The organism is Candidatus Thiosymbion oneisti (assembly GCF_004359955.1).
Taxonomy (GTDB): Bacteria; Pseudomonadota; Gammaproteobacteria; order Chromatiales; family Chromatiaceae; genus Thiosymbion; species Thiosymbion oneisti.
This window is the reverse complement of the sequence record NZ_SMSC01000012.1, coordinates 1-22,816: the sequence shown is the minus strand read 5'-3', so window position 1 is coordinate 22,816 and position 22,816 is coordinate 1. Positions and strand designations below refer to the sequence as shown.

The 22,816-nt window shown below is 59.9% G+C and carries 23 protein-coding genes and 2 pseudogenes; 12 read left to right on the top strand and 13 right to left on the bottom strand.

All coding sequences use genetic code 11. The features are described from left to right. Positions 1–79: 79 nt before the first annotated feature. The 4 genes and pseudogenes from nifB to E1958_RS08340 form a co-directional block, all read left to right on the top strand. Positions 80–1,126, top strand: a pseudogene (nifB, locus tag E1958_RS08355) (nitrogenase cofactor biosynthesis protein NifB); the annotation flags it as partial. 204 nt (positions 1,127–1,330) lie between these two features. Further along, positions 1,331–1,615 carry a 2Fe-2S iron-sulfur cluster-binding protein gene (locus E1958_RS08350; protein WP_133511483.1) on the top strand — a complete coding sequence of 95 codons (285 nt, stop codon included), beginning with the start codon at positions 1,331–1,333 and terminating at the stop codon, positions 1,613–1,615. 28 nt (positions 1,616–1,643) lie between these two features. Then, the gene (locus tag E1958_RS08345) at positions 1,644–1,991 is read left to right on the top strand and encodes a 2Fe-2S iron-sulfur cluster-binding protein (protein ID WP_133511482.1); all 348 of its coding nucleotides are present in this window, start codon (positions 1,644–1,646) and stop codon (positions 1,989–1,991) included. 2 nt (positions 1,992–1,993) lie between these two features. Continuing rightward, positions 1,994–2,572, top strand: a complete 579-nt coding sequence (locus tag E1958_RS08340) for a nitrogen fixation protein NifQ (protein ID WP_133511481.1) — start codon at positions 1,994–1,996, stop codon at positions 2,570–2,572. 190 nt (positions 2,573–2,762) lie between these two features. Here the strand turns inward: E1958_RS08340 and E1958_RS08335 are convergent, their stop codons facing one another. From E1958_RS08335 to E1958_RS08325, 3 genes are all read right to left on the bottom strand, one after another. Further along, positions 2,763–3,062 (bottom strand): HigA family addiction module antitoxin, encoded by a 300-nt coding sequence (locus E1958_RS08335; RefSeq protein ID WP_089729600.1) that lies wholly within the window; start codon positions 3,060–3,062, stop codon positions 2,763–2,765. A 9-nt stretch (positions 3,063–3,071) separates the two neighbouring features. Beyond that, positions 3,072–3,353: a type II toxin-antitoxin system RelE/ParE family toxin gene (locus E1958_RS08330; protein ID WP_133511480.1), complete on the bottom strand. Its 282-nt coding sequence runs from the start codon at positions 3,351–3,353 to the stop codon at positions 3,072–3,074. Between the two features lie 340 nt (positions 3,354–3,693). Beyond that, positions 3,694–4,632: an Rpn family recombination-promoting nuclease/putative transposase gene (locus E1958_RS08325; protein WP_133511479.1), complete on the bottom strand. Its 939-nt coding sequence runs from the start codon at positions 4,630–4,632 to the stop codon at positions 3,694–3,696. A 243-nt stretch (positions 4,633–4,875) separates the two neighbouring features. Between E1958_RS08325 and nifH the strand changes: the two genes are divergently transcribed. Next, positions 4,876–5,757 (top strand): nitrogenase iron protein, encoded by an 882-nt coding sequence (gene nifH / locus E1958_RS08320; protein ID WP_089729585.1) that lies wholly within the window; start codon positions 4,876–4,878, stop codon positions 5,755–5,757. A gap of 499 nt (positions 5,758–6,256) precedes the next feature. Further along, on the top strand, positions 6,257–7,708 hold the full coding sequence (nifD, locus tag E1958_RS08315; protein WP_133511478.1) for a nitrogenase molybdenum-iron protein alpha chain: 1,452 nt from the start codon (positions 6,257–6,259) through the stop codon (positions 7,706–7,708). 50 nt (positions 7,709–7,758) lie between these two features. On the opposite strand, the gene E1958_RS08310 is transcribed toward nifD, so the two are convergent. Further along, positions 7,759–7,941, bottom strand: a complete 183-nt coding sequence (locus E1958_RS08310; RefSeq protein ID WP_133511477.1) for a hypothetical protein — start codon at positions 7,939–7,941, stop codon at positions 7,759–7,761. Between the two features lie 83 nt (positions 7,942–8,024). On the opposite strand from E1958_RS08310, the gene nifK reads away from it, so the two are divergent. The 6 genes from nifK (at position 8,025) to E1958_RS08280 (ending at position 13,478) form a co-directional block, all read left to right on the top strand. Then, a complete protein-coding gene (nifK, locus tag E1958_RS08305) occupies positions 8,025–9,596 on the top strand; it encodes a nitrogenase molybdenum-iron protein subunit beta (protein WP_133511476.1) in 1,572 nt (523 codons plus the stop codon). Positions 9,597–9,642: 46 nt separating this feature from the next. Beyond that, positions 9,643–9,858: a putative nitrogen fixation protein NifT gene (gene nifT, locus E1958_RS08300; protein WP_133511475.1), complete on the top strand. Its 216-nt coding sequence runs from the start codon at positions 9,643–9,645 to the stop codon at positions 9,856–9,858. A gap of 112 nt (positions 9,859–9,970) precedes the next feature. After that, a complete protein-coding gene (locus tag E1958_RS08295; RefSeq protein ID WP_133511474.1) occupies positions 9,971–10,165 on the top strand; it encodes a 4Fe-4S binding protein in 195 nt (64 codons plus the stop codon). Positions 10,166–10,719: 554 nt separating this feature from the next. Beyond that, entirely contained in the window at positions 10,720–11,442 is a 723-nt protein-coding gene (locus E1958_RS08290) for a NifB/NifX family molybdenum-iron cluster-binding protein (RefSeq protein ID WP_133511473.1), read from the top strand. Positions 11,443–11,522: 80 nt separating this feature from the next. Continuing rightward, positions 11,523–12,488, top strand: coding sequence for a hypothetical protein (locus E1958_RS08285; RefSeq protein WP_243448321.1), 966 nt, complete (start codon positions 11,523–11,525; stop codon positions 12,486–12,488). 51 nt (positions 12,489–12,539) lie between these two features. Next, the gene (locus E1958_RS08280; RefSeq protein WP_133511472.1) at positions 12,540–13,478 is read left to right on the top strand and encodes an RpnC/YadD family protein; all 939 of its coding nucleotides are present in this window, start codon (positions 12,540–12,542) and stop codon (positions 13,476–13,478) included. Here E1958_RS08280 and E1958_RS08275 read toward each other — a convergent pair. The 9 genes and pseudogenes from E1958_RS08275 to E1958_RS08235 form a co-directional block, all read right to left on the bottom strand. Further along, positions 13,468–15,432: a RecQ family ATP-dependent DNA helicase gene (locus E1958_RS08275; protein ID WP_133511471.1), complete on the bottom strand. Its 1,965-nt coding sequence runs from the start codon at positions 15,430–15,432 to the stop codon at positions 13,468–13,470. The two genes, E1958_RS08280 and E1958_RS08275, sit on opposite strands and share 11 nt — an antisense overlap. Before the next feature lie 75 nt (positions 15,433–15,507). Then, positions 15,508–16,305 (bottom strand): amino acid kinase family protein, encoded by a 798-nt coding sequence (locus tag E1958_RS08270; RefSeq protein ID WP_165741619.1) that lies wholly within the window; start codon positions 16,303–16,305, stop codon positions 15,508–15,510. A 284-nt stretch (positions 16,306–16,589) separates the two neighbouring features. Continuing rightward, positions 16,590–17,897, bottom strand: a complete 1,308-nt coding sequence (mtaB, locus tag E1958_RS08265) for a tRNA (N(6)-L-threonylcarbamoyladenosine(37)-C(2))-methylthiotransferase MtaB (protein WP_133511469.1) — start codon at positions 17,895–17,897, stop codon at positions 16,590–16,592. A 156-nt stretch (positions 17,898–18,053) separates the two neighbouring features. After that, the gene (ilvD, locus tag E1958_RS08260) at positions 18,054–19,901 is read right to left on the bottom strand and encodes a dihydroxy-acid dehydratase (RefSeq protein ID WP_133511468.1); all 1,848 of its coding nucleotides are present in this window, start codon (positions 19,899–19,901) and stop codon (positions 18,054–18,056) included. 581 nt (positions 19,902–20,482) lie between these two features. Then, positions 20,483–20,692, bottom strand: coding sequence for a hypothetical protein (locus E1958_RS08255; protein WP_207787609.1), 210 nt, complete (start codon positions 20,690–20,692; stop codon positions 20,483–20,485). A 19-nt stretch (positions 20,693–20,711) separates the two neighbouring features. After that, on the bottom strand, positions 20,712–20,948 hold the full coding sequence (locus tag E1958_RS08250; RefSeq protein ID WP_208108580.1) for a type II toxin-antitoxin system MqsA family antitoxin: 237 nt from the start codon (positions 20,946–20,948) through the stop codon (positions 20,712–20,714). An 11-nt stretch (positions 20,949–20,959) separates the two neighbouring features. Continuing rightward, complete coding sequence (locus E1958_RS08245) at positions 20,960–21,172, bottom strand: DUF4258 domain-containing protein (RefSeq protein WP_208108579.1); 213 nt, start codon at positions 21,170–21,172, stop codon at positions 20,960–20,962. Between the two features lie 239 nt (positions 21,173–21,411). Further along, positions 21,412–21,877: pseudogene (locus E1958_RS21230) on the bottom strand (REP-associated tyrosine transposase). 266 nt (positions 21,878–22,143) lie between these two features. Beyond that, positions 22,144–22,659, bottom strand: coding sequence for an SLATT domain-containing protein (locus tag E1958_RS08235; RefSeq protein ID WP_133511467.1), 516 nt, complete (start codon positions 22,657–22,659; stop codon positions 22,144–22,146). Positions 22,660–22,816 lie beyond the last annotated feature (157 nt).

Here is a 22,816-nt window from a genome sequence, read left to right as displayed (position 1 = left end):
GGCATTTGCTTGGAAAGTATCCGAAGCGATCTCGAATCACGCGAGCGACGGCGCCCGCGACTTTTCCGGAGACCAGCCGATGGAGCTGAAAATCCTGGGGCAAGGCACGCCGGCGGTATCGACGGGGCGCATCGGCTGCGCCGCGAGCGGCCACGGCGGTGGGGACCCACTCTCCCGGCTGCCCGCAGAGGTCCGGGCGCAGATACGGGACCACCCGTGCTATTCGGAAGCGGCGCACCATCACTATGCCCGGATGCATGTGGCCGTGGCGCCTGCGTGCAACATTCAGTGCCACTACTGCAATCGCAAGTATGACTGTGCCAACGAGTCGCGCCCGGGCGTGGTGTCCGAGCTCTTGAGCCCGGATCAGGCGGTGAAGAAGGTCCTGGCCGTGGCCGCCGCTATCCCCCAGCTGGCAGTGGTCGGCATCGCCGGTCCCGGCGATCCGCTTGCCAATCCCGAACGCACCTTTGCAACCTTCCGCAAGCTCTCGGAACAGGCGCCGGACCTCAAACTGTGCCTGTCTACCAACGGGCTGGCGTTGCCCGAGCTGGTCGATGTGCTCTGCGCGCACCGGGTCAGCCATGTGACCATCACCATCAACTGTATCGATCCGGCAGTGGGGGTCAAGATCTATCCCTGGATCTTCTGGAACCAGCACCGGATCGAGGGAGCCGAGGCCGCGGCGATCCTCATCGAGCAGCAGCGGAAGGGTCTGAAGATGCTGGTCGAGCGGGGGGTCCTGGTCAAGATCAACTCGGTGGTGATCCCCGGCGTGAACGACGTACACCTGAGAGCGGTCGCGCAGTACGTCAAGGCCAAAGGGGCCTTCCTGCATAACCTGATGCCGCTCATCGCCGACGCCAAGCACGGCACCTTTTTCGGGGTCACGGGACAGCGCGGCCCGACCCGTGAGGAGCTGCGGGTGCTGCGGGACGCCTGCGCCGGCGACATGAACATCATGCGTCATTGCCGTCAGTGCCGCGCCGATGCCGTGGGTCTGCTCGGCGAGGATCGGTGCCGGGAGTTCACCCTGGACAAGATCGAACACCGGGAGGTCGATTACGACCAGGCCATGGCGGTGCGGCGGCGGGTCCATGCGACCATCGAGGCCGACCGCGCGGCGTGCCAGCAATCGCCCGAGCCCGGATAACCGTCAACAGGGCCTTAGAGACTGTCTAAGAACTTGCCCGGTTGGCTCCCTCGCCCCCTGGGGGGAGGGGGCTGGGGAGAGGGGGGATCAAGGGCTTTATTTCGATCGGATTGGTCACGCCATATCAAGCAACATCAATGGGTTAGTTTTTAGACAGCCTCTTAGGAGTCCGACGCTATGCCGAAAGCGAAAATTACATTCGACGATATCGAGCAAACCGTCAATGTCCCCGCGGGTACGCGCGTCATCGAGATTTCCGAGCAGGTGGGGGCCGGCATCATCTACGGTTGCCGCGAGGGTGACTGCGGAACTTGCATGATGCATGTCACCGCGGGTTGGAACAACCTCACCGCGCCTTCGGTGCTAGAGGAGAAGATCCTGCGCGAGAACCTGGCCGGTCGCCACGACCGGCTGGCCTGCCAGGCGCAGATCCTCGGCGATTGCCAGGTCAAGCCCGCCTGACCATCAACACCCAACCCGGAGCGCTATTATGGGCCTGGTTACCTTTTCGAATCCCGAATTCAAGGACAAGACCGTCTATGCAGTAGCAGGCAGCCACACCGAAACCATCCTCAAGCTCGCCAAGGAGCACCGGGTGCCCGTCCAGTTCGACTGTCAGGATGGCGAGTGCGGAAGCTGCCTGGTGCACGTGACCAGCATCGACGGCAAGGATCGTATGGGCGGTCCCCTGACGGAGAAGGAGAAGAACGTCCTGCACGAGCTGGGCAAGCTGACCAAAGAAGAGATCGAGCAAATGCTCGTCGACGATTTGCCGAGCGAGTGGCGCCTGGCGTGCCAGATGATCGTTCGCGACGAAGACCTGTTGGTAGAGTTCTGAAGATGTCCGGCGCGCTCCCTGTCACCATCGATCATGCGGTGCGGATCTACGGCCTGCTGATAGCGCGGGCCACCGGGATCGGTAACGACCATGCATTGGCCTGTATGATCGCCAGCGCGTGGACGGGGAGGGGTTCCCTGCCGGCTTGGCTCGGGCTGTCACCCGCCGCCTTCCATTGCCTGGTGGGGCATCACTTTCCCGGAGCAACCTTGCCTGCTCCCGCCTTCCCGGGTCTGGCGGCTCCGGAACCACGGCCCGACGAGCTGGCCGACCTGGTGCGGCTGATGTTGATCGACAAGGCTGGTGTATCGCCGTCCGAGGTCTGGATGGCCCATATCGTGGCAGCGGGTTGCATGGCCTCCGACCATCTATGGAGTGACCTCGGTCTCTGGTCCCGAACGGATTTGACGGCCTTGATGCGCCGCAACTTCCCGGCCCTCGCGGCGCGCAACGTCAGAGACATGAGATGGAAGCGCTTTCTCTACAAGCAGCTGTGCGAGACGGAGGGGGTCTACACCTGCCGCGCGCCCTCCTGCGAGGTCTGCGTCGACTATCCGGGCTGTTTTGGACCCGAAGCCTGAGCCGAAGTTGTTTCCGGCGATACCCGTTACCCACGAATGGGTTCGGTGCCATACAGGTCGTTTCTTAAACCGCAAAGGCGCAAAGAGTGGGAGATAGTGAACACAGCAAGCCGCATCGTTTTTCGCTCGCAGCAAAGCGAGCGCGGCTGCGAATTCCACCAGGACGACAATCCTCGGTGAGATATGCGGGTTAGGCCATGTGTACACAGACTTCTTGGTCGAGCCTATCGGCCATGGCTTCGCGTGTGGTCTCAAGATCGTACCGGGTTTGGAGATTCATCCAGAATTGGGCCTCCATTCCGAAAAAGCGTCCCAGTCGTAAGGCAGTATCCGCGGTGATACCCCGTTTCCCATGGACAATCTCATTAATATGACGTGGCCACACCCCAACCGCTTGGGCCAAATGATACTGGCTTATCTGCATCGGCTTTAAAAAATCCTCAAGCAGAATTTCCCCAGGATGAATCGGCGAAAAGTCACGCTTCGTCATCATTTTCCCTCAATGATAGTCCACAATTTCTACGTCATAGGCGTCACCGTCACGCCATACAAAGCACACGCGCCACTGATCGTTCACACGGATGCTATGCTGTCCTTGGCGATCGTGGGTCAATGCCTCCAGTCGATTGCCAGGCGGCACGCGTAAGGTCTCCAGCACCGTGGCCGCATGGAGTTGTTCCAGCTTGCGTGCGGCTACCCGCTGTATATCCTGCGGCAATCTGCGCGAGAATTGTCCACGGAAAATCTTTTCGGTTTCCTCTCTCTTAAACGATTTAATCATGCAGAGAGCATAACATTTTTCGTTTGCCAGGCGTTCTTGCTATACGTGCATTTCTCCGGTTTCACTTTTACCTGGTTCCGTGAACTAAATGAGCCATTCAGGGTGTCGCAAAAGATGACGCCCTCCTCCGGAGGGTGTTGTAAAAGCTGGTAAGTCCGCACCCAAAACGGCATCGGGTCCGTGAAGACCTACGACTTGGCATCTCACCATCGTTCCGGGTAGCCCGTAGGTCGGGTTAGGCCAGGGATGGCCGCCACCCGACGGAGATGGCTAGCATCCGGCGGATGGCGCAAGCTTATCCGCCCTACGCGGGCTCGAATTTCTGTTTCTTATCGTGATTTCATTCGTCATTGAGCAACCGGCGTATCGCTGGTTCGGAAAGTCCCATGGATGCGGCAATAGTTTCAACGGTCATTCCATTGTTATACAGCGACTTGACGAGGATTTTCCGCTCTTCCTCGCGTCCTTTTGCAAGTCCTTCCTCACGCCCTTCCGCAAGCCCTTCCTCAAACCCTTCCTGTCTGGCCTCCTCGGCTTCCCATTTGGCATGCTCGATCACTCCCCACTCGGAGCGGACAGCATCGATATGCTTGTCGAACCTGCGCCGCTCCCGTTCATCCAGCTTCAGATAATCGAGCTTGTCCTTCAAGGCGCTGATACCGGGGGCGGTGAATTCGTCCAGCACCTCGTTGTTCTTGAAGGCATAGACCCACTGATCCAGGTCGTCCCGAACCACGTCCGTAAAGCGTTTCAGGGGAATCAGATAGTACTCGGGAAAGACATTGGTCTCTCCGATGCGAATCTGATCGCCGACCAGGGATCTCTTCAGGGTCACGGGATGATGGGTATGCAGGCCCGTGAATTCGGTCTTGCCATGGTAGATGTAGTCGTCACCATCATGGCTGACGTCGAAATGGAGGAGGCTGATGGAGTAGACCTTTTTGAGATTGGCGTAGGGCTCGCCCAGCTTCAGGGTCTCGACGATGGTCTTGGCCGTGCCATAGGCTAGACGCTTGAGGTAGGCCATTTCCGAGAGGTATTGCACCTCGATGATGATCCGCTCGCCGTCTTCGGTCTTAGCCAGGAGATCCACGTGGTTGTACTTATCGGCTTCATCGGTCCGGTTGCCCTCGCTCTCCAGCAGGTCAAGGATGACCACCGGTCGTCTGAACAGGGCCGTCAGAAAACCCTCCAGGACATCGAAATTGGCCTTGTCCCGCAGAACGGTCTTGATGGCCCAGTCGAAGGTGATGATCTGGCGGCCGGTTGCTTTTTTCATGCGGGTGTTCCTCCGCAAAAGGGTTCCCGTTCGATTTGTCTGTGCTTATCCGGACATCCGGCCCGGCTTTGTCGCCTATGCTACCACCTGCCTGCTACCAGCCGCCCGATTGCTCAAGGAAATGCTCGCTATATCAAGCCATTGACCGCCGTTTCGGCGATTGGTACGGGGCTTGCAACAAGGAGAGGGAACGCGCTTTTGTTCCACCCGCTGCGAACAGCGAGTCAATCGGGAGATCCCACCATGGCACTGCGTCAATGCGCCATCTACGGCAAGGGCGGCATCGGTAAGTCGACGACGACCCAAAACCTGGTCGCGGGGCTGGCCGAGATCGGCCAGAAGGTCATGATCGTCGGTTGCGACCCCAAGGCCGACTCCACCCGCCTGATCCTGCACTCCAAGGCCCAGGAGACCATCATGCACCTGGCCGCCGAGTCGGGTTCCGTGGAGGACCTGGAGCTCGAGGACGTGCTGCGGATGGGTTACTCCAATATCAAGTGCGTCGAGTCCGGCGGTCCCGAGCCCGGGGTTGGTTGCGCTGGTCGCGGCGTCATCACGGCCATCAATTTCCTCGAGGAGGAGGGCGCCTATGACGAAGATTTGAACTTTGTCTTCTATGACGTGCTCGGCGACGTGGTGTGCGGCGGCTTCGCCATGCCGATCCGCGAGAACAAGGCCCAGGAGATCTACATCGTGGTCTCCGGCGAGATGATGGCGATGTACGCGGCCAACAACATCTCCAAGGGGATCGTGAAGTACGCGAACTCCGGCGGCGTGCGTCTCGGTGGCCTGATCTGCAACAGCCGCAATACCGACCGTGAGAACGAGCTGATCCAGGCCCTGGCCAAGAAGCTGGGGACCCAGATGATCCACTTCGTGCCCCGGGATAACGTGGTGCAACGCGCCGAGATTCGCCGCATGACGGTCATCGAGTATGACCCCAAGCACTCCCAGGCCGAGGAATATCGGGAGCTGGCCCAAAAGATCGTCGATAACAAGAATCTGGTCGTCCCCACGCCCATCAGCATGGATGAGTTGGAGGACCTGCTGATGGAGTTTGGGGTCCTGGAAGAGGAAGACGAGTCCATTATCGGTCAGACCGCCGCGGCCGCGGCGGCCGCCTGATGCATGAGACAGGTCCATTCATACAACCGGGCGACCGACGGCGGGGCCGCCGCGGCGCCCGAACAGGGGAGCCTTGCTGGCTCCCACGCTCCAGCGTGGGAGCAAATCCCGACGCTCCAGCGCCGCCAAGCGATCAGCGTAGCGCAGGTCACTAAGAGGCTGTCTAAAAACTAAGCCATCGATTTTAAATCGGTAGGCTGGGGTAAGGAACGAACCCCAGCTTGGGTTATTGCTGGGTTTTGGCCGTCCCTGGCCGCAACCCAGCCTACGGCCTGCGGTCCCTTTTTAGACAGTCTCTAAGGCTAAAACATATCAGCACAGAAAGGCACGGTCCGCTGGAGCGGACAAAACGGCGTTCCCACCTGTCTGCGTGCAGGGACGCACAGGCAGGCGCTGGAACGTGGGAACGAGCGTGAAACCCACTAGGTGAGAGGTCCATTCATACAACCGGGCGACCGACGGCGGAGCCGCCGCGGCGCCCGAACAGGAGAGCCTCGCTATGGCAGCATCGACACACGAACCGATCCAGGCCCTCATTCAGGAGGTCCTGGAGGTCTACCCGGACCGGGCCAGGAAGGATCGCGCCAAGCATCTGACGACTAACGATCGGTCCGTTGAGCAATCCAAGCAATGCATTACCTCTAACCGTAAGTCCCTGCCCGGCGTCATGACCGTTCGCGGTTGCGCCTATGCCGGCTCCAAGGGCGTGGTCTGGGGTCCGATCAAGGATCTGATCCATGTCTCCCACGGCCCGGTGGGCTGTGGCCAGTACTCCCGCGCCGGGCGACGCAATTACTACGTCGGTATGACCGGCGTGAACACCTTCGGCACCATGAACTTTACCTCGGACTTCCAGGAGAAGGACATCGTGTTCGGCGGCGACAAGAAGCTCGATAAGATCGTTACCGAGATCGAGCAGCTGTTCCCGCTCCACAAGGGGGTAACCGTCCAGTCCGAGTGTCCGATCGGCCTGATCGGCGACGACATCGAGGCGGTAGCTAAGAAAAAGGCCAAGGAGACCGGCAAGCCGGTGGTGCCGGTGCGTTGCGAGGGCTTCCGCGGGGTATCCCAGTCCCTGGGCCATCACATCGCCAACGATTCGATCCGCGATTGGGTCATCGGCAACCGTGACGGCGACGACAGCTTCGCGACCACACCCTATGACGTGGCCATCATCGGCGACTACAACATCGGCGGCGATGCCTGGGCCTCGCGCATCCTGCTGGAAGAGATGGGCCTGCGCGTCGTCGCCCAATGGTCCGGCGACGGCAGTCTGTCCGAGATCGAGCTGACCCCGAAGGTCAAGCTCAACCTGATCCACTGCTACCGCTCGATGAACTACCTCAGCCGGCACCTGGAGGAGAAGTACGGCATTCCCTGGATCGAGTACAACTTCTTCGGTCCCACCAAGATCGCCGAGTCCCTGCGCGCGATCGCTACCCGCTTCGACGACACCATCCAGGCCAACGCCGAGCAGGTCATCGCCAAGTACCAGGCCCAATCCGAAGCGGTCATTGAAAAGTACCGGCCACGTCTGGAAGGGAAAAAGGTGATGCTCTATGTCGGCGGTCTGCGCCCGCGGCACGTGGTCGGCGCCTATGAGGACCTGGGGATGGAGGTGGTGGGCACGGGTTATGAGTTTGCCCATAACGACGACTACGACCGCACCATCAAGGAGATGGGTGACGCGATCCTGCTCTACGACGACCTCACCGCCTACGAATTCGAGGTGTTCGCCGATAAGCTCAGGCCCGACCTGATCGGCTCCGGCATCAAAGAGAAGTACATCTTCCAGAAGATGGGCATCCCCTTTCGGCAGATGCACTCCTGGGATTACTCCGGTCCCTATCACGGCTACGACGGCTTTGCCATCTTCGCCCGCGATATGGATATGACCATCAACAATCCCTGCTGGAAGGAGCTGCAAGCGCCTTGGCTGAGTGATGAATGATGAATGATGAATGAGAGATAACCTCATACTCACCACTCACCACTCACCACTCACCACTCACCACTCACAACTTGACACTCACGGGAGAGGAGATCGAAAAAGAGATAGACCCGTAGGATGGGCAAAGCAAGCGACGGCTCGTTCCCACGCTCCAGCGTGGGAACGCAACCATAGCCGCTCCAGCGGCCAAGATCCTTCCTCCGTCGGGACAAGGTTTCATGACGCTGGAGCATCAGAACTTGCTCCCACGCTGGAGCGTGGGAGCCAGAGATGTTGCCGTCCGTCCGCGGATCAGCGGCGCGGCAGGAGACCACGCATGAGCCAGACAGTCGAAGACATCAAGCCGAGCTACCCTTTGTTTCGTACGGATGACTATCAGGAGGACCTCGCCAAAAAGCGGGCCCGCGTCGAGGAATGCTACGACCCGGAGCGGATGGAGGAGGTGTTCCAGTGGACCACGACCGAGGAATACCAGGCGCTCAACTTCCAACGCCAGGCCCTGACTATCAACCCGGCCAAGGCCTGCCAGCCCCTGGGCGCCGTGCTCTGTGCCCTCGGTTTCGAGAAGACCCTGCCCTATGTGCACGGCTCCCAGGGCTGCGTAGCCTACTTCCGTACCTACTTCAACCGTCACTTCAAGGAGCCGGTGGCCTGCGTGTCCGACTCCATGACCGAAGACGCGGCGGTCTTCGGCGGCCAGAAGAACATGTTCGAGGGTCTGAAGAATGCCAAGGCGCTCTATAAGCCGGAGATGATGGCGGTCTCGACCACCTGCATGGCCGAGGTCATCGGCGATGATCTCAACGCCTTCATCAACAACGCCAAGCAAGAGGGCCATATCGAGCCGGAATTCCCGATCCCCTTCGCCCACACCCCGAGCTTCGTCGGCAGCCACACCACCGGCTGGGACAATATGTTCGAGGGGTTCCAGCGTTACTTCACGCTCAACGCCATGGACGACAAGGCGGTGGGGTCCAACGGCAAGCTCAACCTGGTTCCCGGCTTCGAGACCTATCTCGGCAACTACCGGGTCATCCACCGCATGCTGCGGGAAATGGGCGTCGACTACAGCCTGCTGTGCGACCCCAGCGAGGTGCTGGATACGCCGGCAGACGGCAAGTACCGCATGTACGACGGTGGTACCAGCCAAGACGAGATGAAGGATGCGCCCAATGCCATCGATACCCTGTTTCTCCAGCCCTGGCAGTCCGTGAAGTCCCGGAAGTTCGTCAAGGGCACCTGGCGGCAGCCCGCCACCGATCTCAAGATCCCGATGGGCCTGGCCTGGACCGACGCCTTCCTGATGCAGGTCTCCGCGCTCACGGGCAAGCCGATCCCCGCCTCCCTGACCAAGGAACGGGGTCGCTTGGTAGACATGATGACCGATAGCCACGCCTGGCTGCACGGTAAGAAGTTCGCGCTCTATGGCGATGCCGATTTCGTCCTGGGGATGACCAAGTTCCTGCTGGAGCTGGGGGCCGAGCCGACCCATGTGTTGGTCCAACACGCCAACAAGCGCTACAAGAAGGCCCTGGAACAGCTGTGTGCCGAGTCCCCCTACGGCTGGAACACCCAAACCCATATCGGCAAGGACTTATGGCACTTTCGCTCCCTGATGTTCACCGACAAGCCGGATTTCATGATCGGCAACTCCTACGGCAAGTTCATCCAGCGTGACACCCTGCACAAAGGCAAGGCACACGAGGTCCCGCTGATCCGCATCGGGTTTCCGATCTTCGACCGTCACCACCTGCACCGGATGACCACCCTGGGTTACGAAGGCGCCATGTACCTGTTGACCACCCTGGTCAATGCCGTGCTGGACCGGCTCGATGAAGAGACCCGGGAGATGGGCGTCACCGACTACAACTACGACCTGATTCGATGAGCGTCGGCAACTGCCGGCAGCCCGGAGACAGATGGGAGTTTGTCATATGCCCAATGTAATGATCAGGACCAACGACGCCGGAGACCTACTCTTCTATGTCGCCAAGAAGGACCTGGAAGGGACCATCGCCGCGGTAGAGGTGGATACGGCATCTGCCTGGGGCGGGACGGTGGAGCTCACGGACGGCTCCAAGTGGTACATCGACCCGGTGCGCCCGCGGCCCGAGTTTCCGGCTACCCTGCGCTTCAAACGGGGGGATTAGGGTGTGTTGACCTTTAGAAGGTCCGCGCAGCGGACCCTACAGCCAATCAGGTGGTCAGCGTAGGGTCCGCTGTGCGGACCGCGGGGCTGCCAATCAAACCAGGAGACCCATCATGGCCTTACAGATCGTGCGCGATGTCTGCACCGCCTGTGGCGACTGCGAGCCGCTGTGTCCGACCAAGTCCATCACCCCCTTCAAGGGCGTCTACAAGGTCAATGCCGAGACCTGCACCGAGTGCGAGGGCGAGTCCGATATGCCCCAGTGTGTCAGCGTCTGTATGGAAGACGCTTGCATCATCGGGGCGTGACCCGGACCCTGGGGCGCGAAGGATCGTGACGTAGGGTGGTGTGCCCGCCGGGTAGTGCATCTGCGTACAAAAACGGGAACGAGAACCACGAATGCACACGAATGGACACGAATCCTTGCATCGGCCCAAAAAGCCCCTCCCCTAGTAAGGGTGTCGCAAAAGGGTAGGGCGGGAAAGCGTAGCGCATCCCGCCGTTAGGATGCTCACCGGATAGGCTGTATTGGTGGGCACAGCCCACTAGGGGTTCTTGGGTCCGCACAGCGGACCCTACGCTAACCACTTGGTTGACCTTCTGGCTCCCACGCTCCAGCGTGGGAGCAGGTCTCGACGCTCTAGCGTCGAGAAGCGCGGGATCTGCTCGTGGGCTAGCGGGTACGCGAAAGCCAAGGTCTTCTTACCTCCCAGGTTCCAGCGTGGGAGCAAGCTTGTCCCGACGGAGGAGGAATCTTGACGCTCCAGCGTCATGAAACCTTGTCCCGATAAGGGATCTTGGCCGCTGGAGCGACCACACATGCGTTCCCACGCTGGAGCGTGGGAACGAGACGAATGAAGAAATGACGCAAGCTACTCTTTCCGACGACGTCGCCCGGCGCATCGCCCTGGTCGCCCGCCTCCTGCCACATCTGGGGATGGCGCGTTTGATCCAAGTCATCGAGGATGCGATCGGACTTCCGCCAACGGCCCGCGGACTCGAAGGGCTCGAGATACCGGATCTGAAGGCGGCGCTCGGCGATGAGCTCGCGGATCTCGATGAGCAGACCTTGCAAGAGGCGTTGGCCATCCTCAGGGGCGAACCGGGTACGCTTGCGGACCCGGACCTGCCGCCGGTGGAGCCTTACGCGGAAGGGGACATGCCGGATTCGATCCGCGTCGCCTGCGCGTCGGACACCGGCGACCTGCTCGACGGGCACTTCGGCCAGGCCAGGCGTTTCCTGATCTATCAGGTATCGGCCCAGGAAGACCGGCTGATCGCTATGCGCGTCCCTGAGGATGCGCATGGCGACAACACGCAGGCCGGGGACAAGACTGCCGATCGGGTGAGGCTGATCCAGGATTGTCAGCTCCTCTACATCGCCTCCATCGGCGGTCCGGCGGCGGCCCAGGTGGTCAAGGCCAACGTCCACCCCATCAAGGACACGCAAGGTGGCCCCGCCCACGACCGCATCATCGCCCTGCGCCAGGTGTTGGCGTCGAAGGTGCCGCCGTGGCTGGCCAAGCTCATGGGACGGCCCCTCGAGGAACGCATCCGTTTCGAGTCCCAAGGGCACGAGCCGTGATCCCGCATTCGGGACCAAGCACGAAAAATGCATACCTCGTCGGTCTGAGGCAAAACCTCGCTAGTCCTCGGAGTCGAGCCATGACGACGCGCACCCCGACGGCCAGTGCCGGTAGCGGCGATATGTCACTGCAAGCGCGCATCGCCGATGCCTGCAATGGGGAGCCGGCATCCGTCTCGCCGCCGGCCATCCTGGCCCGGCTGCAGGAGCAGGTCCCGGAGCTGCGACTAGGCTACGCCATGACCCGCACCGGCTGGCATCGCCTCGGCGGCGTCGTGGACGCGGACCATCGACCCGTGGCCCAGCACCTCGCTGCCTGGGCGCAAGCGCAGTCCGGCGGCGACCTGGAGCGGCTGCTGGACACATGCGCCGCGAGCGGCGGCTTCGTGACCAGGCTGGAAGGCCGTACCCACTATCTCACGGCGGTCACTGGAGAGCGGGCGCGGGATTACATCCAAATCGAGATCGAGCAGGTCCAGGAGGTCATCGAGCGTCCCCTGTGGACCCCGGACTGGATGCCGGACGATCTCGAAGACTTCATCGATCCCCTGGATTGCCCGCGCCTGGCCCCCGAGCCGGTGGCGCCGCCGCGCCTGCTGTTTCGCCGCCTGGTGCGCGTGGCGGAGCTCATCGAGTCGGAGGACGCGAGCGCCAACATCAATCGCTTCTTGAGCGATTGGGATCGGAGCAGCGCCGCCGCATCCGCCTGTTTCTGCGATCATTGGATTTTAGGTCTCCGCGACTATCGAGACCTCCAGGGTGACGATCGGCTGAGCGCCAAGCCGGTTCTGGTACCGAGCGAAGAGGTCCCGGACCTGCCCGACGCACGCGTCACCCGCGGTGCGGGCCTGGCCAACCTGATCCATGGGTTCGATCGGCGCATCGGATACCACTTCGCCTGGTACTTCCACATGCTGACCCGGCGTCAGGTCTCCTACAAATTGGCCGAGGCGGTACACGCGGACCTGATGGACGACTACGACTATCTGCCGGCGCAGGATGTTGCGGTGCTGCGGGATTGGTGCGACGCCCCTTACAGCGTTTGACCGCCTATCGGGCCACCGAAGCTAAGAGGAAGGAAATGATAAGATTAACCCATGAATCACGATCAAAACTTCAAAAACCTCATCCTGGATTATCCCCACCAAGCCCTGGCCTTTTTCGCGACTGAGGAAGCCACGGACCAAGTGTCCGACGCCGAGGTGATCCCGGTACGTCAAGAACAGCTCAAAGACCGGCTCGGCGACCGTTTCCGGGAGCTCGATATTCCGCTAATGGTCAAATGGCCCGACGGTCGGCGCGAAGCCCTGTTGTTCGTCCTCGAAGAGGAAAGCGACCCGCGGCGCTTCTCTATACACCGCCTAGTGCACTACTGTCTGGATCTCGGCGTGCTGTGCAAAACTGACCGGGTGGTGCCGGTGGTGATCTTCCTGCGCGGACAGGCGCCCCGGCGGGAGCTGGTGTTCGGCACCGAGCGGCGTACCTATCTAAGCTTCAACTTCATCGTCTGCGAGTTGGACACCATCGCCTACGAGCGTTTTCGCGACAGTGACAATATCGTCGCGCGGCTCAATCTGCCGAACATGCGCTATGCGCCGGGGCGTAAGCTGGATGCCTATGCCCAGGCCGTGAGCGGGTTGGCGAACCTCGAAGACGACCCGAAAAAGCAACTGAAATACATTGACTTCATCGACACCTACGGAGATCTGGACGAGAATGAGCGGGCCAGCTACAAACGAGAGTATCCCCAAGAGGCCAAGATCATGATGAGTTTTTCCGAACGCTTCATCGAGCAGGGCAGGCAGGAAGCTCGCCGAGAAATGGAGGGTTTTACCGAACGCTTCATCGAGCAGGGCAGATTGGAAGGCAAGCAGGAAGGTGAGGCTATGATCCTGATGCGGTTGTTGCAGCTGAAATTCGGGAGCGTGCCCGAGGCGGTACACCGCAAGATCGAACGTGCCGACCCGCAGATGCTACTGGCGTGGTCGGAGCGGGTATTGACCGCTGCCGGCATTGAGCAGGTCATCAGCGATTGACAAGCCCATTTCCAGTGTTGTGCGGCCGACCAGCACTCGCCCACTCCAGGACGGTGCGGAAAGGGACGCGGGTCAAGGTCCCCGCAAGCGGATGTTTACCCAATGGCTGTTTACCCAGCTTGACCCGGCTGAGGCGGGGGGAAGAGACACCGCACAGGAAGCGGGCGAGGGATCCGGGCTCGTCGAGCGCGCCGCCGGCGGTGGAGACCAGTCGGTCCACCTGATCCCGGAGGCCTGGTGGTATCCCCGGCGAGTCGCGTTCCGGGAGCTCAGTTCCGCCTGAGCGACACCAGCTACAGTGGCCGCACGCTTGTTCCAGGCGCTCGCCGAAGTGGGCGGCGAGGGCGGCGGTCTGGCAACCATCCCTGCTTGCCAGCTCTAGTACCTGCCGGAGTCGCTCGAGCTCCGCCGCCTCCCGTTTCAGGCCGTACTGGTGCAGCTCGTCCGCCAGCGCGGCGGGGTCCGCGGGAGACTGGAGCCGTCGGTAGCGGTGACCTAGCCCTCTGGCCTCGACCCGCAGCATTTGATGTTCCCCCAGCCAATCCAGGGCCCGGATGATCCGCTCCCGATCGGTCCCCAGCACCATCGCGGCAGCGCCGGGATCGATATGGAACCAGGACCGGGCCGGGCGGGCCTGGCGGAACAGATCGGCGAGGAAAGTGCGGCGCGCCCCCTCGAAGCGCGCCAGTATCTCCCGCGAGGTCAGCAAGGGCTGGAAGCGGTATTGCCCATATAAGGGCGTGCCCCCCGCGAGAAATCCCTTAAGCTCCAGATAGGTGAGCAGGGTACGCAACACCAGCGGCCGGATATCGTGCTCGAACGCAAGCTCGTAGAGGCTGAGCTCGAATTCGCTCCCGCGCGCGAAGATATCCCTGATCAGGCCCCTGACGGCATGCGGGTGCGGGGTGTCGCCGTAGACGAAATTCTCAAGCACGTTCAGGTCGTCCGGGCAGACCAGCAGGTGGCAGATGGCCGGCTCGCCGTCGCGGCCGGCGCGCCCGATCTCCTGGGAATAGTTCTCCAGGCTCTTGGGCAGGTTGTAGTGATAGACATAGCGGATATTCGCCTTGTCGATGCCCATGCCGAAGGCGATGGTAGCAACCACGATGGCCTGGTCCGAGGCCATGAACCAGTCCTGAATCTCGGCCCGCAGCACGTCCTGCATCCCCGCGTGGTAGGCGCGGGCCTCGCAGCCTGCCGCGACGAGACGTTCCGCCAGTTCCTCGGCGGTGCGCTGCAGGGTGACATAGACGATGGTGGGACCCGGCGGGTTGGCCCGCAGGGCAGTGAGCAAGCTCCCGTCACGCTCCGCGGCGGACACGGGGGTCATGGTCAGGGAGAGATTAGGTCGGTAGAAACCGGTGCGCACGGCCCGCTCGGCGTCGATCGCCAGGCCGTCACAGATATCGGCGAGCACCCGTTCCGTGGCGGTGGCGGTCAGGGCGAGGACTCGCTCGGCGCCGCACGCGCGTGCGAATCCCGCGAGCTTCAGGTAGTCGGGACGGAAGTTATGACCCCACTCGGAGATGCAGTGGGCTTCGTCCACGGCGAACAAGGAGATCCGCACGGGGGTGATGGCCTCCCGAAAGCGCTCGTTGTTGAACCGCTCCGGCGCCACATAGAGCAATCGCAAGGTACCTTTGCGTACCTGCTCCATCACCGTCCGGTGGGCCGCGGCGTCCAGGGTGGAGTCCAGGCGGGCGGCGGCGATACCGCGGCGGGTGAGGGCATCGATCTGATCCTTCATCAGGGCAATCAGCGGCGAGACGACCAGGGTCAGGCCGGGCAACAGCAAGGCCGGGAGCTGATAGCACAGGGATTTACCGCCGCCGGTGGGAAACACGGCTGCGGCGGAATGGCCGGCCATGAGGTGTGCGACCACGGCTTCCTGCCCAGGGCGAAAGGTCTCGAAGCCGAAGTGACGTTTCAGTGCGGCTTGGACATCGGCCGACATACTTGTTCTCCCCTTAAGGAAAGGCGCCTGTATTTTCCCCAAGCATGTAATTGATCCAAGGGCTGCCAGCGAACATTATCGAGGCCGAATCCGGGTCCCCGACAGGGGACGACCACAGAGCGTTGCCTCGATATTTCCAGGGACCCTGCCATCAATGATGAAGGTCGCTATACCTCGCTTCGAGGCTCGCAGACCGGCACGCACCTTAGCCGGCATACCTCCGGTGACATCTCGCTCGGCACCGTCCTGGAACTTCGAATCAAGGAGGGAATCACCGTCGACCTCGGCATAAATGCGATCATCGGTACCGAATGCCTGGTATACACCACTTGCACGCGTGGCGAAGATTAGCCAGTCAGCGTGGATGGCCTGCGCGAGGTCCGAAGCCACATCGTCACTGGAACAAACCCCAAATCCGGTTGGCGTGGTGACAAAGCCACCCCCAACGACCAGGGTAACACCATGCCGGAGCAGATCTTGGATCGGTTCCGAGTTGGCAAGACGGCATCCCACGGATGTCCCACGCATCAGCATAGCCGTCGAGATGCGAAATGGACAGAGGCCCCCGTCCAATAGGTGTTCTATAAGGCGGGATTCGTACCTGCCGAGGTGGGCTGCCACTTCCGCAACCACAGCGCGACGCTCGGCATCAAGGTACCCCTGGAGGAAGGCATATCGCTCCGCCGGTGGTTTTCCAAAGGCCCCCGTTCCGTGAACCAGGACCAGCGGCCGCTTCAGGGCGGAGAGTTCACGCGCAAGGTCAATGACCAACCCCGCCTCAAGCCAGGGACCGGTCCCGGTATCTCGGGTAATGAGGCTTCCCCCCAACTTGACGACGACACCTCCTTGGGAGGTACCTGCTCGGGTAGCCATGGGTCCGGTCTCCCTAGCCCTCTCCCGGCGGGAGGGTGTCGCAAAAGTCATTTCGAACCACAGAGAACGCAGAGAACACGAAGACAAGGAATCGGCCGATTCTCTGCGTTCTCTGTGTCCTCTGTGGTTTAAATTTCACAAACTGGCAGCTGACGCCACCGTTTTTGTGACACCCTCGGCGGGAGAGGGGGCGCAGCCCGTAGGGGGCGCAGCTCGTAGGTTGGGCAAAGCTGCCAGGGATGGCGGCGTGCCCAATACACAACTTAAAATTTAACCACTACCACCTAATATGCGTTCTCTACCTGGCCTGACAGGTTTCCAATCAAGTGCGCTCCGTCTTCGTGTACTGCCTCCAGCCTCAGGTCCAGGATTCGGTTGGTCGGGTCTTCCGTTTCACCGGCACCTACTCTGACCGGAAGATAATTCGGCGTATAACCGAACCATTCGCCTTGCGGCGAGTCGCCATAGGGGCCTTCCACCAGAATCGGCAGACGCCGGCCCACAAAACGGGCCAGGGTTTCACGTTTCATCCGGCGTCCCAGCGCGCGTATTTGGCGGCTACGGTCCTGCTTCATCCGGTCATGGACCTGTCCCGGTAGGGTTGCGGCCTTGGTGCCTGCGCGCGGTGAGTAGGGAAAGACGTGAAGGTGGCCGCAGCCCAGTGACGCCACGAAGGACAGGGTCTGTTGCCACTCGGCTTGGGTCTCGCTGGGAAAGCCGACGATGATATCGGTGGTCAGATTGAAGTCCGCCACCTGGCTCCGGGCTGTCTCGGTCAGGCGCGCAAAGTCCAGGGTCCTACAGCGTCGGGCCATGCGACGCAGCACCGCATCCGATCCGCTCTGCAAGGGTAAATGCAGATGAGGCATCAGACGCCGGTCCGCGAACAACCCCCAGAATCCTGCGGGCAGGTCCCAGGGTTCCAGGGATCCTAGGCGGACCCGGGGCACATGGGTGTCGGCAAGGACCGCACGGATCAAGGCCGATAGGTCGCCCCGGCCGTCGCTTCCGTAACCTCCGAGATGGACGCCGGTGAGTACGACCTCCTTGACCCCTTCCGTGCCCAGCCGGTTGATCTCCTCCACCACCTCGGCAATCGGACGACTGCGTTCCTCACCCCGGGCGCGGGTTACGATACAGAAGGTGCAGCGGTGGCGGCAGCCGTCCTGTACCTTGACGAAGGCCCGTTGGCGGCCACGGACGAACAAGGGGTTGGTCGCTTGCTCCACGGCGTCGTGGGTCATGGAATCCAGGTCGAACGCCCGTGCGGTAATCTCCACCAGACGATCCTTGTCCTGGTTGAGCACCAGCAGGTCGATGCCCTGCTCACGGGCCAATGCGTCTCCATCCAGTGAGGCGAAGCAGCCGCTGACCACCAGCTTGGCCCGGGGATTGACACGCTGGGCGCGGCGCAGCAGCTTGCGGGATTTGCGTACCGCCTCGGCGGTTACCGCACAGGTGTTGACCACCACCAGGTCGGCCGCTTCCGGATCGGCGGTAACCGGATGGCCCTGCCGTTGGAACTGCCGGGCCCAGGTCTGAAGCTCCGCCTCGTTGAGTCTACAGCCCAGTGCCTGAAGGTTTACACGCATAATGGTACAGGATTAACAGGATTTTCGGGATTAACAGGATTATTTTCCTGAATAATGACTTATAACATCCTGTTAATCCTGGAAACCCCGTGAATCTTGTCCTATTAGCGGTTGGCACTTACGGGGCTGACGGGCACGCCGCCTGCACCATGCCGTTCACTTGAGTTGCGAGAGATCCCTGACGGCACCACGCGCCGCACTCGTCGCGAGCGCGGCGTAGGCCCGTAATGCCGTGGTCAGGGGGCGGTCCCGGTGTTCCGGCCGCCATGCGGCGGTATCCTTGGCCTCCATGTCCCGGCGGCGCGTTGCGAGCTCATCCTCCGAGACCAGGAGCTCGATCCTGCGCTGCGGGATGTCGATCTCGATTCGGTCGCCCTCCCGCACCAGCCCGATGGTTCCGCCTGCAGCGGCCTCCGGCGACACATGGCCGATGGACAGCCCGGAGGTCCCGCCCGAGAAGCGGCCGTCGGTGACGAGGGCACAGGTCTGACCCAACCCCTTCGACTTCAGATAGCTGGTAGGATAGAGCATCTCCTGCATTCCGGGCCCCCCTTTGGGACCCTCGTAACGAATGACCACCACCTCGCCCGCCTTGACCTGGTCGCCGAGGATGGCCGCCACTGCCGCCTCCTGGCTCTCGTAGATCCTGGCCGGTCCGGAGAAGGTGAGGTTCGATGCGTCCACGCCGGCGGTCTTCACGATACAGCCCTGCTCCGCCAGATTGCCGTACAGGACGGCCAGCCCGCCGTCGCGGCTGTAGGCGTGCGCCACATCCCGGATGCACCCGTTGGCGCGGTCCAGATCCAAGTCGGGCCAGCGGTTGTCCTGACTGAAGGCGACCTGGGTCGGCCGACCGCCGGGGGCCGCGCGATACCGGGAATGCACCTGTTCCGCCCGGGTCTGCACCGGGTCCCACGCGGCCAGCGCCGCGCCCAGCGAGCTGCTGAAGACAGTCGGCGGGTCGCGATGGATCAACCCTGCGCGGTCGAGCTCGGCCAGGATGCCCATCACGCCTCCGGCCCGGTGCACATCCTCCATGTGGTAACGCCGGGTCGCCGGTGCCACCTTGCACAGATTCGGGATCTTGCGGCTCAGACGGTCGATATCGGCCATGGTGAAATCCAGCTTCGCTTCATGGGCAGCGGCGAGCAAGTGCAGCACCGTGTTGGTCGAGCCGCCCATGGCGATGTCCAGGCTCATGGCATTCTCGAAGGCATCGAAGCACGCGATGGAGCGTGGCAGCACGCTCGCATCGTCTCCGTCGTAATAGCGCCTCGCGAGCTGAACGATCAGTCTCCCGGCTTCGAGAAAGAGGGCACGACGATCGGCATGGGTCGCCAACAGAGAGCCGTTGCCCGGAAGGCTCAAGCCCAGCGCCTCGGTCAGACAGTTCATCGAGTTGGCCGTAAACATCCCGGAACAGGAGCCGCAGGTCGGACAGGCGGAGCGCTCGTACTCGGCCACCTCCGCGTCGGCCTTATCGGGGTCCGCCGCCACGACCATGGCGTCGACCAGATCCAGGTGGACCTCCCTGCCGCCGCGGACCAGCTTGCCCGCCTCCATGGGACCGCCGGAAACGAAGACCGTAGGAATATCGAGACGCAGAGCGGCCATCAGCATTCCGGGCGTGATCTTGTCGCAGTTCGAGATACAGACCAAGGCGTCCGCGCAGTGCGCATTGACCATATACTCCACGGAGTCGGCGATCAGGTCCCGCGAAGGCAGCGAGTAGAGCATGCCGCCATGCCCCATGGCGATGCCATCATCCACGGCGATGGTATTGAACTCCTTGGCCACCCCGCCCGCCCGCTCGATCTCCCCCGCCACCAGTTGGCCCAGGTCCTGGAGGTGAATGTGGCCCGGGACGAATTGGGTAAAGGAGTTGGCAATGGCGACGATGGGCTTCTCGAAGTCCGCGTCCTGCATCCCGGTGGCCCGCCAGAGGGCACGGGCACCTGCCATGTTGCGGCCTTGGGTCGTGGTGCGGGAACGGAAACAGGGCATGGTGATCTCCGAATGGGAAGAACGGGGGGCGCTGATGCACTGCACCTCACAGCAGTGATTGTACCGAATCCTTGCAGGTCCGCAGCCTCCCCAACTATCTGGAGCAGGGCTACCGAATAATAATCACTGCTGAAGCCCGGCTCGGAATCCGCCGAGCCACACCTCGTCCGGGGCGTTCAGGGCCGTTCATACCCAATGCCATTAAGTTAAGTTTTGTAGGTTGGGTTAGGCGCGCCTTGCGATGCGGGTGTGGGCAACCGAGGTTGAACGCGCCGTAACCCGACATCCCAGGTTGGCTCGCAGCATCGTCTGTCGGGTTACGGCGCGCCCCAATCCTGTGGCCCAACCGAACACCGAAGCACGCGCCTAACCCGACCTACCACGATCAGCGGCTGGCAGCTAACTTAATGGCATTGATTTGCAATATCAGTCGAAACGAGGTATTCGTGCATCTGTCTTGTTAGGTGGCCTGCTTGGAGATTGAGCCTGGCCCCTTTCCCTTTTCCGTTATACGATTTTCCGTTATACGATATTGCGTTTTTGCCGGATAGAACAGGCTTGTTCCAGGATCCATTTGTGGATTAAATCAGTAACTTCGATACCTTGGAATTTGGCGATTTTCTAACCGTCTCGGCTTCATCAGATGAGAGATGAATTTCCATTACCGTATCTCTTCCGGTAAATACCGGTTCAGTTACCTCCTCAAGTTCACCAAGAAAATCGGTGAGATCATGGGTATCCCAAAACTCGGCAAGTTTCTGAATAGAGTCTGTTTTCGGGATAGTGTTCATCGTGTTTTCCATTATCACGCTACGCGAATTTCGCCACCGGCACTGGACGCTCAACAGCGAAATTATTCCGATGCATTTTTATTCTCTCTATTTCATGCATGGTTTCTGCTGTCAGGTAACTTTCTCCACAATGCGGACAATTTATGATCGGTATGTTTTCAATGACAAGAAGGTTGCTTTTCTTTCCATAACTTCGTGTGATACGGCGAACGCGAACACCTTCTTTGCCACAAATATCGCACATCAATTTTATCATATTATTCATCTCTATAAAATAGTGATAATCACCATTTTGTTTGTTTGACTCAGCTTTGCTACGATTGTTACTACTGATCCATCAAGCGTTTGCCCCCTAACCACATACTTCCATTCTCCTATTTCTTTATCTTTTTGTCTCTCTATTATTGTTCCGGTTAGGATCGCGCTCTCGACATCAAAAACTGAGAGCCCATCCTCATCCATTTCTTCTTCTCCATGCAAGGTGACAATGTATCTGTTTTTTTTCCCGAACACATTCCTTGAATTTGCCGAGAACTACTGAAAACAATCTATTCACTCCACATGACCGTGATTCTTATCAGCTAACGTCACCCATAAGCCGAGCCATACTGTGCCATGAAAACGTTTCAGGATTGAGCCCGTGTAGGGCGGGATAGCGCAGCGTATCCCGCCTTCCGTGATCATTCGAGCTCATCTGCTTGCACTTCCATCGAAGCCGCTCAATCGATCGGATAGATGCCTGCCGCCACATATCGGCGAAAGCTGCTGTAAGGCCAGTCGGCTGCGCACCGTACATGGCCATGTTTGACCGGATTATAGTGAATGTAATCTACCTGCCGGGCAAAATCAGTTTCATCCCGAATGGTGTGCTCCCAAAACCGGCGTTGCCAAATTCCCCGTTCGCCTTTGCTCAAGCGCCTGGAGCTTAAGCGTTCGCCTCCAGGGATAGCGCGGGAAAATCGCCATTTAATACCATGCCATCGGGTGGAGAAGTCTCCATCGCCATCCGGTAAAGTCCAGATGCAATGTAGATGGTCCGGAAGTACGATGGCAGCATCCAATGGTAAAGGGTCGCTTCTTGCGTACCTCAGCAAAGGCATGACGCAGGATACCAACCTGTTCGGTTAGCAAACGACGGCGCCGTTCCAGTAAGGCCACAGTGAAGAAGAAGATACCGCCTGGGATAAAAGCGCGAACCTAATGGGGCATGGGATAGGGGATCTCATGTGCCGCTCAGCTTAAAAGGCGGATATTACGCGGGTTGTCGGTATTTTTTACCGTCTCGTGATAACGCAGGATCTTGGCTTCGAAGCCAGAAGGCGGGATACGCTACGCTATCTCGCCCTACGCGGGCTATGAAAAACGACCCACCAATTGAGCCTGCCCCTTTTCCGCAATAGCGGAAAACGTGGTCTGTCTCCGTTTTCCCCTCAGTCGGGTGGATGGAAGTGTTATACGTTCTCAGCTAAAGAACCATATTTCTTTTCGTGCATTTCATAAGTTAAGTTAAGTTCTATTTTTTTCCATAACTTATCAGGTATATTTGGACTATCCTCCCTGAACTTTGCCCATTGAGTTTCTATTTGCTCTAATTTTGTCTTTAATTCTTCATCATTATTTGGTGGCAAGGTTGCAAGTAACTCTATTTCGTGCTTGAGGTGTGCCAATCTTGCGCCGGCAATTCTATGCTTTTCGGCTAATTCTGAGTACTGCAAAAAGGTTTGCAACCCTGTTAATACAGCTGATGTTACACTAAAAAGACCAACTATAATAACTATTATTTCATTAGATTCAGCAGACTTAGATAGTGAACCAAATACAGATGTACCTACAATGACACTTAGCACAACAGCGGGGATGCCTAAACGTAAGTGTCTATTATTATAAAGCCGCGTTGCATCATAATGTGCCAATTGCACTCTATGAACTCTAAATCTCCAGTGTTTTACCAAATCTTGTTTGTTCATGTTTTTCCTTTTAATGCATAACAAGTAGTAGACGGCGACAGGATAGCCGCTATTCCGTTAGGTTAGGCTTCGTAAGTGTAGAATCCATGAAAAGAGTGGAAGCGAGAAATCTTGAGCGACGAGGAACGGATAACCCAATCGGTCCTCACAGCGGACT